Genomic DNA, 16,334 nt, shown 5'->3' on the forward strand with positions numbered 1-16,334 from the left:
GCTTCGTCACGAGCCGTTCCCCATGGCCTCGCCGAAGGACTGGACTAGCCTGTCCTCCAGCCGACCCTTCATGTCCGAGAGGATCGCCATGGCGACGGCGTTCGGCATGGCCGGCTTGTAGGCGCGTTTCTCGGTCAGCGCCGAGTAGATGTCGCAGATCGTCATCAGCCGCACGGTATCGCCGATGGAATCCCCGCTGAGGCGGTCGGGATAGCCCGAACCGTCGAGCATCTCGTGATGATGCCGCACGGCGCCGAGGGTGAGGGCATCGCAGCCGGCCGCTTTCAGCTTCTCGTAGCCGATGACCGGATGCGTGCGCATGACCGTCATCTCTCCTTCGTCGAGCCGGCCCGGCTTGTTGAGGATCGCCAGCGGAATCCGGGCTTTCCCCAGATCGTGGAGCAAAGCGGCGCGGACGAAGTGATTGCGGTCGCTGGCCGAGAAGCCGAGGTGAAGCGAAAACTTGGCGGCAACGCCTGCCACCAGCAGGCAATGCTGGTAGGTGGCGTCATCATGCGTCCAGACCCGGTCGAGCCAACGGGTCAATCCGCCGTCGCGAACCGCTTCGATGATCGGTTCGAGGCTGGCATCGACTTGTGCCAGAGCGACCGGGCCGTTCGACCGGGCGCCATCGAACAGGCGGGTCAGGACTTCGGTGGCCCGTGCCACGCCGCGCTCGATGCTCCGCACCGGCCTGTCCGCACGGTCCTGGATCACCTGCGTCATCATCGTGCGGGCGACCATGGCGGGGGGCGTGTGCGCCGAGAGGCAGCACGTCGCGCCGAGGTTCTTGGCGTCGCGTAGGCCGTTCTCGCTCGTGTTGCGCAAGAGGCAGATGATGGGAACGTCCGCGCCGTTGAGCTTCGCGAAGGCCCGGCGCATGGCGGTCACGGCGTCGCGCCGAGCGAGGGTCACATCGGATATCGCACCAATCGTCTCACGCGTGATGTCGAAGGCCGCATCGAACCGGACGACCTTGCAATCCGCTACGAGGCTCAGTTCGCCGCGCAAGATCTCGCTGCTGTCCGGCCGGTCTGTAATTAGTAGGACTGTCCCATCCAGCATTCGCACTAAGCCCGAGATCCGGCGATACCCACGGTTTCGTTATAATTTGTAAATATGGAAAGAGGCTTAATCCAGTCATGATGTATAATGATAAAAGCACAATGTGACATGCGACAGGTCGTGACCTACTGAGAGTGCAACTTGAGATGTGTCTGAATGGAGGATGCAGCTTCATTCGCCGCTCTCGTACCTTCTTCATAGGCTCCACCGGCGGTTCCCCATTGCAGACGGGACAGCGCCTCACCGGCGAACCAGATCTTGTTGCCCAGCGATGTTTGAAGTTGCGTCCGTGCCGGAGCATGTCCGGGCGGGACCACGGCCCATGAACCGAGCGACCACGGGTCGTGGCGCCACTCGCTGACGGCCGGAATGGAGAGATCGTGCAGGGCGCGATGGCCGACATGGTCCGCCAGGACAGCGCGCACGAGGCGCCGGACGGAATCCGGGTTCCGGCCACGGGCATCCAGGGCCTGGGTCATCGGCGTGTCGAGTTCGAACAGATGAAACGGCGTCCCATCCACACGTGTGAGCAGTCCGGGAGGCTTGTGGCGTCCGCCCGTCAAGGCGGCGAGCCGGTCGCGCCCGAGGAAGGGGGCGGACGGCCAGTGCAGCACGGCGTGTTCGTAGATCCCGCTGGAGAACCCGTCGATGGCCGCGCGCGTCTCGGGCGGCAGGGACGGGGTGAAGAGCGGTGCTGCGCGTAGCACCATCATCGGGATCGTCACGATCACCGCCGCGGCCCGCCGCACCGATCCGTCCGCCACCTCCACGGTGACACCGGTTCCCGACCAGTCGATGCGCACGACCGGCGTGTTCAGGGCGATGGGAAGCCCCTGCGCCAGACGGGCGAGATAGCCGCCGAAGCCGCCGGCGATGAAGTAATTGTCGCCGTATTCCATGCTGGGGAAGTCGTGGAGGGAGACCTCCGTGAGGGGGCGCCCGGAGACGAGGCCGTGGACGAGGGCGATGCGTTCCGCCCAGGGGCCCAGACCGGGCGGGAGGGCGCTGGAGGCCGGACGGTCGGGGCCTTCGAGGCCGGCCTGGCTGGTCAGGGCGCGATCGGCCACCGAGAAGGCACGGGCATGGGCCGCGACTTCCGCCCGGCGCCCTTTCCGGCCCGATACGAGCAGGTGTCCCTCCTGCGCTGCGACCCGCAGGGGCTCGCCACGCGCCTTGCCCAGGCGAACCAGTGGATTGATCGGTCCGGCATGGAGCCAATGCCCGCCGAGATCCAACGGGTGGCCGCGCAGCATCGTGGTAAGCAGCCGACCGCCGATCCGATCACGCGCCTCCAGCACCGCCACCGAGATGCCCCGCTCCGTAAGGGTCCGCGCCGCGGCGATGCCGGCGGCGCCTGCGCCGACCACGATCACATCCGCGTGGTTGGGCAGCGGTGCGAGGCGCGGCGCGATGCTCTGCCGCAAGTGGCTGTGGGCGGGACGGGGTGGGGGGACCATGCGGAGGGTTGTTTCCGGGGGATGTCCGTGATCGGCGAAGCAGGGGAGAGTGCGTGGTGATTCTCTACCAGCCGTTACGGTGGGAGAACATTGCACGGACTCGTGTGAGGCTCGTCCTTCATGTCGCATCGTTGGAGAGGCCATGCCGCACCGCGAAAGACCGGCCGGGGTTGCGCCGCAGCGCGGGCGACGCCAGAACCCGGCGCTGACGGCCGGGCCTGTCCGGGCACCCGTCTTCCCTCGTGCGGAACAAGGATTCGGCCGCCATGCTCATTCAGGCTGCCTACGCTGCCCTCAGGCAGGTGCTTTCGCCGCCTCTGCGCGCCATCCTGTGGAAGTCGCTCGCCCTGACGATCGGGCTTCTCATCCTGATCTGGGCCGGCCTCACCAAGGCGATCGACTGGTTCCTGGCGAACCATCATCTCTCGGCGAGTTATCCGTTCCTGGATACCCTGGCGGTCTTCTTCGCCGGCGCCGGCCTGTTCATCGGCCTCGCCTATGTCATGCCGGCGGTCTCGATCCTGGTCGCGGGCTACTTCCTCGACGATGCGGCGGCCATCGTGGAGCGCACCGATTTTCCGGGTGACGCCCCGGGCACGGCACTGCCGATCGGCTCGGCGATGCTCTACGCCTTGCGCTTCGCGGGGCTCGCCCTGCTGGTCAACCTCGTGGCGCTGATCCTGTTCTTCGTGCCGGGCGTGAACCTCGTGGCGTTCTTCCTCGCCAACACCTACCTGCTCGGACGCGAGTATTTCGAACTCGCCGCCGGGCGCTTCCGGCCCATGGCGGAAGCGGGGGAGATGCGCCGGCATTTCGGCATGACCACCATGACAGCCGGCGCCATGCTGGCGGGGCTGATGGTGGTGCCCGTCCTCAACCTGCTGACGCCGCTCTTCGGCATCGCCCTGATGGTGCATGTCCATAAGGGATTGAGCCGGAAGGCTGCTTTGACCGGACCGGATCCGCGCAAGCGGCTCGGATAATGCCCCGTTCAGGGCAGGTCGTCGCCAAAATGTGAGGTCGAAATCGGAGCTGTAGGGCCTGCCATTGGCCGAGGGCTCCCGGCTCCTGAATGTTCCGACACGCCTGGTTGGCCACACAGATGGCGGTCTCTTTCGGGGAGACGTCGAGCCCGGGAAGGTGTGTCATGGCTGATCCTTCCTGATGTCGTGGCGATTCAAACGCGCCCACGATCCCACATCTCGATAGGAGCAGCCGTCTTCAGCGGACCCGCGGCCGGACCCCAATCACCGCGTCTGTCTAAGAGCGCCTAACAGAACCGTTTGATCTGGTTGAGAGTGATGAGGCTGGTCGCGAGGCTCGTGAAGGCCTCGTAGATGTCGCTGCGTCGCTCGTAGCGGACGGGCAGGCGGCGGAAGCGGTTGAACCACGCGTGGGTACGCTCGACGACCCAACGATGCCGACCGAGTTTCTCGCTGCTTTCGATACCCTTCCGCGCGATGCGCGGGACGATGCCCCGCGCCCGGCACTCCTGCTGACGGGGTCGGGCATCGTAGGCCTTGTCGGCGTGCAGCTTGTCCGGACGGCGTCGCGGTCGCCCTCGTCGACCACTCCGCACAGGCGGAATGGCATCGAGGGTGGTCGCCATCATGACGGTGTCGTGTCTGTTGGCCCCGCTCAGGCAGAAGCCGAGCGGCGTGCCGCGCGCGTCGGTGACGAGGTGGCGCTTCGTGCCCGGCTTCCCCCGGTCCGTCGGGTTCGGGCCGGTGGCAGGCCCCCTTTTTTAGCCGGGACAGACGCGCTGTCCAGGCAAGCCCGGTTCCAGTCGATCTCACCCGCTGCGTGCAGGCGCTCCAGCAGCACGTGATGCAGGCGGCTCCATACGCCCGCCGCTTGCCAGTCCCGCAGCCGCCGCCAGCAACTCATGCCGGAGCCGCAGCCCATCTCGGCCGGTAGCATCTCCCACGGCAGACCCGAGCGCAGCACGAACAGGATGCCCGTCAGGGCGGCCCGGTTCTCGATCGGACGACGCCCGCCCTTGGGACGGGGCCGAGGCGGCGGGAGGAGCGGAGCGATCTCATCCCAGAGATCATCGGGGAGAAGCGGTCTGGCCATGCAAAACCAACGCTGAACTTCCAGCTTCGTGCCGTTCTGTTAGTCGCTCTAAGTAATGGCTTCGCGCGTCGGGATTGGCATGGAAATTTTGACGGTCATGTCACTTGCTTTGGGTTCAGTTCCCGGCCTTCGCCAGCTTGAGGAAGTTGCCGACGGTGCAGATCATCGCTCATGCGCCCCAGATCTTGTCGAGGCCTCGAAGTAGGAACCGGCGCGAGCCTCGGGTCTGCTCGATCTGCCCAAACACGCGCTCGACCACCTGCTTCCTGCGGCCGCCCGCCGCTTCAACCGCGCGGTCATCGCACGCATCGGGGACGTCTTCGTCAGCTTCCGGCGACCGGCAGCATCCGTCTCGCCGTGACACGCCCGCCCCGGAGCCAGATGGGTTATGATCCGCGGCTCCTGCAGCCCGACGAGGTTCGCCTCCTTGGCGTCGCCAGCATCCTCAATCGTGCAGCGACGACAGGAACTGGCGCAGCTCGGGCGTCTTCGGAGCGCCGAACACCTCCGCGGGCGGGCCGATCTCGTGGACCAGCCCTTGATGCATGAAGATCACCCGGTCGGCGACTTTGCGGGCGAAGTTCATCTCGTGGGTGACCATCAGGAGGGTCATGCCCTCCTCGGCCAGCGATTCCACCACCCGAAGGACCTCGCCGACGAGTTCGGGGTCCAGCGCGCTGGTGATCTCGTCGCAGAGCATGATCGCCGGGTCCATGGCCAGCGCCCGGGCGATGGCCACGCGCTGCTGCTGCCCGCCGGAGAGTTTGTCCGGCATTGCGTCGAACTTCTCCGCCAGACCCACGCGGGCGAGGAGCTGGCGGGCGCGGGCCTCGTTCTCGGGGCCCCCGCGCTTCTTCACGAGGTGCGGCGCCAGCATGACGTTGCGCCCCACCGAGAGGTGCGGGAACAGGTTGAAGTTCTGGAAGATCATGCCGACGCCCTGGCGAAGCTCACGCATGGCCTTGGCGTTGTCGTAGAGCAGGTGCTTTCCGTCGACGATCAGCGAGCCGTGCTGGAACACCTCCAGGCCGTTGATGCAGCGCAGGAGCGTGCTCTTGCCGGAGCCGCTCTTGCCGATGATCGCCAGCACCTCGCCGCGCGCCACGTCGAGGTCGATGCCGCGCAGGACCTCGTGGGTGCCGTAGGATTTGCGCAATGCCGTGATCCGCAGGATCGGGGCGCCGACCCGGGTGTGGGGCGTACCGGCGAGGCCGCCCGTCGGCAGCGGCTCGGGAACGGCATTCATGCGAGTTTCCTTTCGAGGACACGGGCATAGAGGCTGATGGGGAAGCACAGGGCGAAGTACATCGCCGCCACGCAGGCATAGGTTAGCATCGGCTCGTAAGTGACGTTGGCGATCATGCCGCCGGCCTTCGTGAGTTCCACGAAGCCGATCACCGAGGCGAGCGCCGTGCCCTTCACCACCTGGACCAGGAAGCCCACCGTGGGCGCTACCGCGATCCGCAAGGCCTGGGGCAGGATGATGTGGCGGAACTGCTGGCCGAAGCTCAGCGCCAGACTGGCGGAGGCTTCCCACTGCCCGCGCGGGATCGCGGCGACGCAGCCGCGCCAGATCTCGGTCAGGTAGGCGGAGGCGTAGAGGGTCAGCGCCACGCAGGCCGCGAGCCAGGCGGAGGTGTTCACCCCCACCATCGCAAGGCCGAAATACAGAAGGAACAGCTGCATCAGCAGGGGCGTGCCCTGGAAGAGCTGCACATAGGCGCCCACGCCGCGCTCAAGGACGCGTCGTCCCGAGAGCCGCAGGAGCAGGAGGCCAAGGCCGACGATCGTGCCCCCGAGGAAGGCGATCAGGGAGAGCGCCACGGTCCAGCGCGCGGCGAGGAGCAGGTTACGGACGATGTCCCAGAGGGTGAATTCCGGCATGGCGACCTCCCTAACGGCCGAACAGGAAGCGCGGCCCGGCCCAGTTGAGCAGGTTGCGTACGAGGATCGCGAGGGCGAGGTAGATCAGGGTGCCGACGATGTAGGCTTCGAAGGCCCGGAAGTTCCGGCTCTGAATCAGGTTGGTGGCGTAGCTCAGTTCCTCCGTTGAGATCTGGCCGCAGACGGCCGATCCCAGCATGACGATGACGATCTGGCTCACCAGGGCAGGCCAGACCTTCTTGAGGGCCGGGGGCAGCACTACCCGGGTGAAGACCTGCGCCCGGGTCAAAGCGAGGCTCTCGGCGGCCTCGATCTGCTCGCGCGGCGTCGCCTCGATGCCGGAGCGCAGGATCTCGGTGGCGTAAGCCCCTAAATTGACGGTCATGGCGAGGATCGAGGCCACGGCGGGCGAGAGCCGGATCCCGAGTTCCGGCAGGCCGAAGAAGATGAAGAACAGCTGCACGATGAAGGGCGTGTTGCGGATCAGCTCGACATAGGCGCCGGCGAGCCAGCGCAGCGGACGCGGCCCGCTGGCCCGCGCCCAGGCGCAGAGAATGCCGATCATCCCCCCCAGCAGGGTGGCGACCGCCGTCAGGCCGATGGTCCAGGCCGCCCCCCGGACGAGCAGGGGCCACTGGGCGAGGATGCTCGCGAAGTCGAGTTGCAGCGGCATGGACGGTCGGGGACCCCGGCAGGCGGCGTGAGCGAGAGCCGGCCCAGCGGGACGGCCCTCGGCGGACGGGCGAGTTTCAGAGCGGCAGGTTCTCGAGGGCGGGTTCTACAGGGGGAGGTCGCCGGTCCCGCGCTTCAGCCATTTCTGCGAGAGGGCTTCGAGGGTGCCGTCCGCCTTGGCGGCCAGGACGATCTCGTTGACCTTCTTCAAGAGGGCGTCCTCGCCCTTGGCGATGCCGACGAAGCAGGGGCTGTCACGTAGCAGCAGCTTGTACTCGATGCCGAGATTAGGGCTCTTGCGGCTGAGCACGCCGATATTCGAGACGCTGGTGGCGATGACCTGGGTCTGCCCGGCCGCGAAGGCGGCGGTGGTGGCGGCCTGATCCTCGAAGCGCTGAATCTGGGTGGAGGCGGGGGCGACCTTGCCCAGCATCTCGTCCTCCATGGCGCCGCGCGTCACCGCCACGGACTTGCCCGCGAGGTCGTCGAAGCTCTTGATGGGAAGGGATTTCAGCGCGAACACGCCCTGGTAGAAGGGCGCGTAGGCGGCGCTGAAATCGATGATCTTCACCCGCTCCTCGTTCTTGCCGAGCGTCGAGACGATGAGGTCGATCTTCTTCGTCTGGAGGTAGGGGATGCGGTTGGCGCTCACCACCGGCACCAGTTCCACCGTGGCGCCGAGCTTGGCCCCGATTAGGTTGGCGACATCGATGTCGAGGCCGATCGGCTTCAGGTCGAGGCCGACGAAGCCGTAGGGCGGGTAATCGGCCGGCACGCCGATCTTCACGACCTTGGACTTCTCGATCTGCCCGAGCGCCTCCTGGGCCTGAACGCTCCCCATCGACAGCAGGGCGGAACTCAGGCCGAGGGCGAGGAGGAGGCTACGTTTGGTCAGGGACATCGGCAAATCAAACTCTCTTGGGGAAACGAGCTTTCTTGCAGAGACCGCCGCTGCGAAGACCGCCGGGGGGCATCCGCGATTGCGGGGGCCTCTGCATTCGCGAGGCCTGTGCAATTCTTGTGCACTTGGCAGCGCGGTCGGGGGACAGGGCGTGACGAACGTCAAGCCGCGAGCCCGGACACGTCCTTCGCCGCCGCCCCGGTCAGCGCCGTGAGGAGCAGGTCGACGCCGTCGAGGAGGTCGGCGGTGTCCATGGCCTCGTGCGGGTTGTGCGATCCGTTGGCGTTGCGCACGAACACCATCGCGGCGGGCACGCCGGACCCGGCGAAGACCGCGGCGTCGTGACCCGCCCCGCTCGGGACGCGCTCCACCGGCGCCCCCCGCGCCGCGCCGGCCGCCTCCAGCCGTGCGATCCAGCCCGCATCCATGGCGGCCGGGGCCGAGGTGAGGGCCGCGTCGAAGTCGAAGCTGACGCCCCGGCTCGCGGCGATGCCCCGGCAGGCCTCCTGGAACAGCTGGTCGAACCGCGCCAGCGTGTCCGAATCCTGGCTTCGGATCTCGAAGCTGAACGTCACTTCGCCGGGTATGACCGAGACGGCGTGCGATTGTACGGATGTCGTGCAGATGCCCGCCGTCATCACGAGGTCGACGCCCATCTGGAGCAGCACGCGCCAATGCTCGTCCATGCTCGACAGGAGTTCGGCCACCGCGAGGAGCGCGTCCTTGCGCAGCCAGCGGGGCACCGCCCCGGAATGCCCGGCCTCGCCGACGCAGCGAATGCGGTGGCGGCGGATGTTGCCGCGGATGCCCGTGACCACCGCCGAGGGCCAGCCCCGCGCGATCATCACCGGCCCCTGCTCGATATGGAGTTCGAGATAGGCGGCGATCTCGTGCGGCCGCAGCAATGCTTCGCCCCGCGAGACCGCATCGACATCGACGCCGCTGCGGGCCATGGCCTCGCCGAGGGTGCCTCGGCCGGCGCGATGGGGCAGGGCCAGGGCCGAGGCGGGCAGCCGGCCGAGGAGGGCCAGCGAGCCCGTATAGGCCTTGCCGTACCAGGCGCTCTCCTCCCCGCGCAGGGCCAGGACCCGCAGGGGCGGCGCCAGTCCGGCCCGGCCGCGCAGGCGGTCGAGCACCAGCAGGCCGGCGACGACCCCGGCGAGACCGTCGAAATTGCCGCCCTGCGGCACCGAATCGAGGTGCGAGCCGATCACGACCGGCGGCTCGGAGCGCGCATCCTCGGGCAGTCGCAGCCAGAGGTTCTGGAAGCGATCGCGCTCCGCCGCGAGGCCGAGTTCGGCGGCGAAGCCCTCGAAGGCCCGCATCGCCGCCTCTTCGCTCGGGCCGTAGGCCTCACGGGTGACGCCGCGCCCGTCGCGCGAGAGGTCCGCCACTGCGTCGAGGATGCGGTTCGCCAGGTGCAGGGGCCGGCTCACGCGCCGACTCCGCCATGGGCGAGAGACCACGCGACCGGGTCCGCCGTGAAGGCGTCGAGCATCGCTCCGGCCTCCGCGCTGAGGTCCCCGGCCTCCCGCAGAGCAGCGAGCAGGTCGCGCCACGTCGTGAGGGCGTGGAGGGCCAGGGCGTGCTCGGCCCAGCGCGCGGCGGAATCGGGATAGATCCCGTAATCGACCACGACGAGGACGTCGGCGATCGCGGTTCCGGCCTCGCGCAGAGTCCGGGCCGCCGCGATCTTGGAGCGGCCGTCCGTGGTGACATCGTCGACAAGGAGAAGGCGGGCCTCGTGGGGCAGGCGTCCTTCCAGGCGGGCTTCCTGGCCCCAGCCCATCGGCTTCTTGCGCAGGTAGAGAAGCGGCAGGCGCAGGCGCTCGGCGATCCAGGCCGCGAAGGCGATGCCGGAACTCTCCGCGCCGATGATCGCGTTGACGCCGCTCTCGGCGACGGTCCCGGCGAGGCGCGCGGCCGCGTGATCCATCGCCAGGGTCCGCAGGGCCACATCCGACATCAGCAGGCGGGTGTCGACATAGACCGGGCTCGCCCAGCCGGAGGTGTAGATGAAGGGCTGGCCGGTGGTGAGGCGCACGGCACCGACCTGCACCAGCGCCTGGGCCACCCGCGCGGAGGACGCGGCCGGCTGGAAGGTTGAGGACATCGCGACGTTTTCCGGGAGTGTCGGGGGAAGCGAGGCCGCAACCTAGGCAGGGGCTCGGGGCCCGAGAAGTTCAATCTCCGGCACCGAGCCATCGCATTCCGCGACGGCTCGGCCGCCCGTTTGACCGCGATGGCGCCGGTTTTGCCTGCCGACACGGCGAACTTCGTCAAGCCGGAAAGCCCCTTCGTGCCGTCGCCGCGCCACTTCCTTCGCCAGCTCGATCTCGGGACGCTGGAGCTGTTCGTGCTGATCTGCGAGACCGGCAGCATCGCGCGGGCGGCCGAGCGCGGGCAGATCGCGGCCTCCGCCCTGAGCCGCCGGGTCGCCGAACTCGAAGCGGTGATCGGCCATCCGCTGCTGGCCCGCCATGCCCGCGGCGTCCGGCCGACCTTCCTCGGCGAGCAGCTGCGCCAGCACGCCCTGACGATCCTGCTGAACGTAGAGCAGTTGCGCAGCGACCTCTCCGAATTCGCCGGCGGGGTGCGTGGGCGCGTCCGCCTCAGCGCCAGCGCCTCGGCGGTGGAGCAGTTCCTGCCCGGCGACATGGCCCGCTTCGCGCGGACGCATCCCGACATCCGTATCGACCTGCGCCAGCGCAGCAGCCGCAGCGTGGCGCAGGACGTGATCGAGGGCGAGGCGGATCTCGGCATCTGCGGCGCCTGCGAGCCCGGCCTTCCCTTGTCGGCGCGGCCCTACCGCACGGAACGCCTCGTCCTGGTGATGCCGCAAGGGCATGCGCTGGGCGTCCGCAGCCACGTGGCCTACTCCGAATCCCTGGATTTCGAGCAGGTCGGCATGCGCGGCAGCAGCACGGTGCAGATCCACCTCAACCGGGTCGCCCGCGAGGCCCGGCGCGCCCTGCGTCAGCGGGTCGAGGTCGACAGCCTCTCGGCCATGTGCCGGATGATCGAATGCGGCATGGGCATCGGCGTGATGGCCGAAGGTGCCTTCCAGGCCCTGGGCGAGCGCCACCTGCACGCGGCCGAGCTCACCGATGCCTGGGCGGTGAGCGCCCTCAATCTCTATGCCGTCGATTTCGCCGCCTTGTCGGGGCCGGCAATGCGGTTCGTCGAGGGGCTTCTCGCGCCGGAAGCCGTCGCCGATACCAAGCTTCAGTGAGCCATGATCCATGAGTCGGGCTCGCTGAGGCCCTGCGGACGAAGGCCCCTGCGCGCCCGCGTGGGTAAATCTTGATAATTCAAGCTCACGAGACGAATTTTGTTGTAAATTAGCTCGCATTTGCTTTCGAGTTTTGCTCGCGACGGCTGCATGCTGCGATATGATTTACAATAATGTCCCTATAATTTGTAATCTATAAAACATTAATTAACATTTGGCTGATAAGGGCGCCTTTTATAAGTACAGATACGATAATTAGTGCGTATGCCGGTTTTTTGACTAGAACAGTCTGATGATTCGCAGTAGGGAAGGGCGCCCAGAAGGCATGGTGCCGACGACCCCATGTCCCCCCAGGGCCTCGCATTGCATTGGCTCCCGATGTGGAGCCTTCCACGAACCTGAACGAAGGGCGGCCTCGCGATGCGGCGGAGCCGTGGGGATGAGTCATGACGCTGCCGAACTCGACGACCGACGTGACCGACCTGAACAAGGCGACCGGCATCGTCACGACGGCCAGCCGTGCCGGCACGTTGAAGGCGGGCGACACCGTCACCTTCACGCTGGAGACGGAAACGGCCGTCGCTGTCACGGTCGCGCCGCGGCTGACCCTGAGCAACGGCGCGACCGCCACCTATGCCGGCCTCGACGGGCAAGGGCGCGCGACCTTCACCTATACGATCGCGGCCGGGGAGGACGACGCGAGCCTCACCGTCACCGGCCTCGATCTCAACGGCGGATCGCTGGACAGGTCCGGCCTGCTCGACTTCGCGACGGCACCGAACGTCACGGTGGGCGGCGCGCCAGCGAGTGTGACGGTCGCCGACGTGAACGAGGATGGCAAGCTCGATATCCTTACCGCCAACAACAGCAGCAACACGGTTTCGGTACGTCTGGGCGACGGGGCCGGCGGCTTCAGCGGCACGACCAACGTATCCGTTGGCTCCGAGCCTATCAGCGTGACCGTGGCCGACGTGAGCGGCGACGGCCATCTCGACATCCTCACCGCCAACAACAGTGGCGGCACCGTCTCGGTGCGCCTGGGAGATGGGGCCGGCGGCTTCAGCGGCACGACCAACGTAGCCGTCGGCTCAGAGCCTGGCAGCGTGACGGTGGCCGACGTGAACGGCGATGGTCATCTCGACATCCTCGCCGCGAGCAGCGGCACCGACACCGTCTCGGTGCGGCTGGGTGACGGCGCCGGCGGCTTCGGCGGTACGACCGACATATCGGTCGGCGCCGCTCCCACAAGCATGACGGTGGCCGACGTGAACGGCGACGGCAAGCTCGACATCCTCACCGCGAACTTCAACGGCAACAGCGTCTCGGTGCGTCTGGGCGACGGGGCCGGCGGCTTCAGCGGCACGACCGACATATCCGTCGGCGCCGACCCCTTCGGCGTGACGGTGGCCGACGTGAACGGCGACGGCAAGCTCGACATCCTCACCGCGAACAACGGCAACGGCACCGTCTCGGTGCGTCTGGGCGACGGGGTCGGCGGGTTCAGCGGCACGACCGGCATATCCGTCGGCTCCGCTCCCTTCAGCGTGACGGTGGCCGACGTGAACGGCGACGGCCATCTCGACATCCTCACCGCGAACAGTGGCAACGACACCGTTTCGGTGCGTCTGGGCGACGGGGCCGGCGGCTTCAGCGGCACGACCGACCTAGCCGTCGGCTCCGAGCCTCGCAGCGCGACGGTGGCCGACGTGAACGGCGACGGCCGGCTCGACATCCTCGTTGCGAATAACGATGGCAGAACCGTCTCCGTGTTGCTCAACACCACGACCACTGCGCTGTCCTTCGACCCGGCCAGCGTCTCCAGCGCGACCACGGGCTCCGATACCGACCTGGCCATAGACGCCACCGCTCCGGCCCTGACCGGCACGCAGACCGTGCTCGCCGACGGCACGGAGGACGTCGCCTACACGGTGACCGAGGCGCAGTTGCTCGAGGGCTGGGCCGATGCGGGCACCGCGATGCTGACCGTGTCGGGCCTGACCTCGTCCAGCGGCACGGTCACGGCGAACCTGGACGGCTCCTTCACCATCACGCCGGTAGCGAACGCCACGGGTCCGGTGACGCTGACCTACGGCGTCAGCGACGGCACCAATGCCCCGGCCCCCGCGACCCGCAGCTTCTCGCTCACGGCGGTGAACGACGCCCCGCTGCTCACCGGCACGCAGGCGACGCTCGCGGCCGGCACGGAGGACACCGCCTTCACGGTGACGGCGGACGACCTGCTGCAGGGCTTCGCCGATCCCGAGGGCACCACCCTCGTCCTGTCCAACCTCAGCGTCGATCACGGCACCATCGTCGGCGACGGGGCGGGCGGCTACACCGTCACGCCGGACGCGAACTACAGCGGCCAGATCACGATCAGCTACAGCGTCGGCGACGGTACGGACAGCACGCCCGCGACCCTGAGCACGGTGATCGCGGCCGTGAACGACGCACCGTCGTTCATCGGTGTCGGAACCGGCGTGGTTCTCACCCCGGTCGGCGCCGACGGGTCGTCAGACGTCGGCCAAAGCGTCACGGTCCAGGCGGACGGCAAGATCCTCGTCGCGGGCTATGGCGACGGGACCGGCGGCAGCGACTTCGTGTTGGTGCGCTACAACGCGGACGGTAGCCTCGACACCGGCTTCGGCCCGGACGGGACCGGCAAGATCCTCACCCCCGCCGCCCCCGGCACGGCGTCAGACTATGGACGTAGCGTCGCGCTCCAGACAGACGGCAAGATCGTCGTCGCGGGGTATGGCGTAGGTGCCGACAACCGTTACGACTTCGCGCTGGTGCGCTACGACGCGGATGGCAGCCTCGACACCGGCTTCGGCCCGGACGGGACCGGCACGATCCTCACCTCGGTCGGCACCGGCCTGTCGAGCGACATCGCCTACAGCGTCACGGTTCAGACAGACGGCAAGATCGTCGTCGCGGGCTACGGCGAGGGCAGCGGCGGCCAAGACTTCGCGCTGGTGCGCTACAACGCGGACGGCAGTCTCGACACCGGATTCGGTCCGGACGGAACCGGCAAGATCCTCACTCCGATCAGCGCGGGCACGGCGTCAGATCAGGGCAACAGCGTCACGCTCCAGGCGGACGGTAAGATCGTCGTCGTGGGTTCCGGCTGGGGCAACGGCCAAGACTTTGCTGCGGTGCGCTACAACACGGATGGCAGCCTCGACACCGGCTTCGGCCCGGACGGCACCGGCAAGATCCTCACCCCGGTCGGCGTCGGCACGTCGAACGACGCCGGCTACAGCGTCACCGTGCAGGCGGACGGCAAGATTCTCGTCGCGGGCTATGGCCAGGGCAGCGGGACCGGCTACGACTTCGCACTGGTGCGCTACAACACGAACGGTACCCTCGATACTGGCTTCGGCCCGGACGCGACAGGTAAGATCCTCACCCCGGTCGGCGCCGACACGGCATCGGACTTTGCCTACAACGTCACGTTCCAGGCGGACGGCAAGATCCTCGTCGCAGGCGAAGGCATGAGCAGCGGAAGCCAAGACTTCACGTTGGTGCGCTATAACGCGGACGGCAGCCTCGACACCGGCTTCGGACCGGACGGGACCGGCAAGATCCTCACCCCGGTCAGCGACCGCACAGCGGAGGATATTGCCAAAAGCATCACGGTCCAGGCGGACGGAAAGATCGTCGTCGCGGGCTACGGCATCGGGAGCGGCACCGGTTACGACTTCGCGGTGGTGCGCTACAACGCGGATGGCAGCCTCGACACCACGTTCAACCTGCAGAGCTCGCTCGGCGGCACGGTGGCGTTCACCGAGAACGGCGCCGCCGTCATCCTCGACAGCGACGTCATCCTCTCCGATGCCGAACTCGACGCGCTGCAAAGCGGCGTCGGCGACTATGCCGGCGCCACGCTGACCCTTGCCCGCCAGGGCGGGGCGAATGCGCAGGACACGTTCGGCTTCGGCGCCTCGACCTTCACGGTCTCGGGCAACGACCTGCTCGACACGAACGGGGCGACCTTCGCCACCTTCACCGACACGGCCGGCACGCTCACCGTCACCTTCACCGGCACGGAGGTGGCCACCTCGGATCTCGCCGAGGCGGTGGCGCGCGCCGTCACCTACGCCAACACCTCCGACACGCCTCCGACCTCTGCCACGCTGGTCTGGACGTTCTCGGACGGCAATACCGGCGCCCAGGGCTCGGGTGGCGTCGGGACTACCACCGGCACCACCACCGTCACGATCACGGCGGTGAACGATGCGCCGCGTCTCACCGGCACCCAGGCGACACTCGCGGCCGGCAGGGAGGACACTGCCTATACGGGTCTGCTCTCCAACCTACTGAAGGGCTTCACCGACACCGACACCGACAGTGCAACGCTCGCGGTCACGAACCTGAGGGCCGACCATGGCACGGTGACGATCACGGGCGGGACCTTCACGCTTACGCCGGACGCCGACTATAACGGTTTGGTTACGCTCAGCTACGATGTCGGCGACGGCACGGCCATCACGGCAGCGACCCGGGCGCTGACTCTCGTCTCAGTCAACGACGCCCCCGTCGCGACCGACGACGTGATCGAGGTTGTTCAGCGAAATTCCGTGGCGAGTGGCGTGCTCGGCAACGATATCGACCCCGACAGCGGCACCCTGACGATCACCGCGATCAGGGCAGTGACCGCCGGCACGACCCGGACGGCCGTCGACGGCGAGATTGTGATCGCCGGCCGCTACGGCACGCTCACCCTGAAGGGGAACGGCAGCTACACGTACGAAGCTAATGCCGAGGGCCGGGTCGCGGTGGGAGCAAGCGTCGTCGACGACTTCCTCTACACGCTCTCGGATGGACAGGGTGGCGCCGGTTCCTCGCATCTGCGGGTGACTGTCACTGGCTCCAACCGAGGCGATGCGGGCAACAACGTCTTCTTGCTGACCGGCCCGGGGACGAGCGCCTCCGGGTATGACGGCGACGACAGCTACATCGTCGACAATGCCAGTGACCGCGTGTTCGAGACGGATGGCGGCGGCACCGACATGGTCAGGACCAGTGTGAGCTTCACGCTGTCGGC

General features: G+C 67.7%; 12 protein-coding genes and 1 pseudogene. 3 read left to right on the plus strand and 10 right to left on the minus strand.

Annotated features, from left to right (window positions below):
• Positions 1 to 6: 6 nt before the first annotated feature.
• Positions 7 to 1,065 (minus strand): HD-GYP domain-containing protein, encoded by a 1,059-nt coding sequence (locus tag AC0IXR_RS01635; protein WP_056427785.1) that lies wholly within the window; start codon positions 1,063 to 1,065, stop codon positions 7 to 9.
• Between the two features lie 125 nt (positions 1,066 to 1,190).
• Positions 1,191 to 2,522 (minus strand): flavin monoamine oxidase family protein, encoded by a 1,332-nt coding sequence (locus AC0IXR_RS01640; RefSeq protein ID WP_471759508.1) that lies wholly within the window; start codon positions 2,520 to 2,522, stop codon positions 1,191 to 1,193.
• Positions 2,523 to 2,788: 266 nt separating this feature from the next.
• On the opposite strand from AC0IXR_RS01640, the gene AC0IXR_RS01645 reads away from it, so the two are divergent.
• Complete coding sequence (locus AC0IXR_RS01645) at positions 2,789 to 3,505, plus strand: sulfate transporter family protein (protein WP_056427781.1); 717 nt, start codon at positions 2,789 to 2,791, stop codon at positions 3,503 to 3,505.
• A 287-nt stretch (positions 3,506 to 3,792) separates the two neighbouring features.
• On the opposite strand, the gene AC0IXR_RS01650 is transcribed toward AC0IXR_RS01645, so the two are convergent.
• The 8 genes and pseudogenes from AC0IXR_RS01650 to AC0IXR_RS01685 form a co-directional block, all read right to left on the minus strand.
• Positions 3,793 to 4,598, minus strand: a protein-coding gene (locus AC0IXR_RS01650; RefSeq protein WP_471759509.1) for an IS5 family transposase whose coding sequence is annotated in 2 segments (ribosomal slippage) — positions 3,793 to 4,268 and positions 4,268 to 4,598 — 807 coding nt in all. Because the reading frame shifts where the segments join, the coding sequence is not laid out codon by codon here.
• Between the two features lie 169 nt (positions 4,599 to 4,767).
• Positions 4,768 to 5,042, minus strand: a pseudogene (locus AC0IXR_RS01655) (transposase); the annotation flags it as partial.
• A 1-nt stretch (position 5,043) separates the two neighbouring features.
• Complete coding sequence (locus AC0IXR_RS01660) at positions 5,044 to 5,844, minus strand: amino acid ABC transporter ATP-binding protein (RefSeq protein WP_056427772.1); 801 nt, start codon at positions 5,842 to 5,844, stop codon at positions 5,044 to 5,046.
• Positions 5,841 to 6,482 (minus strand): amino acid ABC transporter permease, encoded by a 642-nt coding sequence (locus AC0IXR_RS01665; protein ID WP_419952935.1) that lies wholly within the window; start codon positions 6,480 to 6,482, stop codon positions 5,841 to 5,843. The genes AC0IXR_RS01660 and AC0IXR_RS01665 overlap by 4 nt, the downstream gene beginning before the upstream one ends.
• Positions 6,483 to 6,492: 10 nt before the next feature.
• Positions 6,493 to 7,155, minus strand: coding sequence for an amino acid ABC transporter permease (locus tag AC0IXR_RS01670; protein ID WP_471759510.1), 663 nt, complete (start codon positions 7,153 to 7,155; stop codon positions 6,493 to 6,495).
• Positions 7,156 to 7,260: 105 nt separating this feature from the next.
• Complete coding sequence (locus tag AC0IXR_RS01675; protein WP_200919110.1) at positions 7,261 to 8,049, minus strand: transporter substrate-binding domain-containing protein; 789 nt, start codon at positions 8,047 to 8,049, stop codon at positions 7,261 to 7,263.
• 167 nt (positions 8,050 to 8,216) lie between these two features.
• Positions 8,217 to 9,491: a hydantoinase/carbamoylase family amidase gene (locus AC0IXR_RS01680; RefSeq protein WP_471759512.1), complete on the minus strand. Its 1,275-nt coding sequence runs from the start codon at positions 9,489 to 9,491 to the stop codon at positions 8,217 to 8,219.
• The gene (locus AC0IXR_RS01685; protein WP_471759513.1) at positions 9,488 to 10,168 is read right to left on the minus strand and encodes an orotate phosphoribosyltransferase; all 681 of its coding nucleotides are present in this window, start codon (positions 10,166 to 10,168) and stop codon (positions 9,488 to 9,490) included. Before AC0IXR_RS01685 ends, AC0IXR_RS01680 begins: the two co-directional genes overlap by 4 nt.
• Before the next feature lie 141 nt (positions 10,169 to 10,309).
• Between AC0IXR_RS01685 and AC0IXR_RS01690 the strand changes: the two genes are divergently transcribed.
• Together AC0IXR_RS01690 and AC0IXR_RS01695 are read left to right on the plus strand one after the other, a co-directional pair.
• Positions 10,310 to 11,287 carry a LysR substrate-binding domain-containing protein gene (locus AC0IXR_RS01690; protein WP_471759514.1) on the plus strand — a complete coding sequence of 326 codons (978 nt, stop codon included), beginning with the start codon at positions 10,310 to 10,312 and terminating at the stop codon, positions 11,285 to 11,287.
• Between the two features lie 446 nt (positions 11,288 to 11,733).
• On the plus strand, positions 11,734 to 16,334 hold a 4,601-nt coding region (locus AC0IXR_RS01695; RefSeq protein WP_471759516.1), incomplete at its 3' end, for a beta strand repeat-containing protein.

Source organism: Methylobacterium sp. AC832, from assembly GCF_979256025.1.

Excerpts from the sequence above, each read along its gene's own strand:
- AC0IXR_RS01635 (WP_056427785.1), bottom strand. The coding sequence starts at position 1,065 with ATGCTGGATGGGACAGTCCTACTAATTACAGACCGGCCGGACAGCAGC.
- AC0IXR_RS01640 (WP_471759508.1), bottom strand. The coding sequence starts at position 2,522 with ATGGTCCCCCCACCCCGTCCCGCCCACAGCCACTTGCGGCAGAGCATC.
- AC0IXR_RS01645 (WP_056427781.1), top strand. The coding sequence starts at position 2,789 with ATGCTCATTCAGGCTGCCTACGCTGCCCTCAGGCAGGTGCTTTCGCCG.
- AC0IXR_RS01660 (WP_056427772.1), bottom strand. The coding sequence starts at position 5,844 with ATGAATGCCGTTCCCGAGCCGCTGCCGACGGGCGGCCTCGCCGGTACG.
- AC0IXR_RS01665 (WP_419952935.1), bottom strand. The coding sequence starts at position 6,482 with ATGCCGGAATTCACCCTCTGGGACATCGTCCGTAACCTGCTCCTCGCC.
- AC0IXR_RS01670 (WP_471759510.1), bottom strand. The coding sequence starts at position 7,155 with ATGCCGCTGCAACTCGACTTCGCGAGCATCCTCGCCCAGTGGCCCCTG.
- AC0IXR_RS01685 (WP_471759513.1), bottom strand. The coding sequence starts at position 10,168 with ATGTCCTCAACCTTCCAGCCGGCCGCGTCCTCCGCGCGGGTGGCCCAG.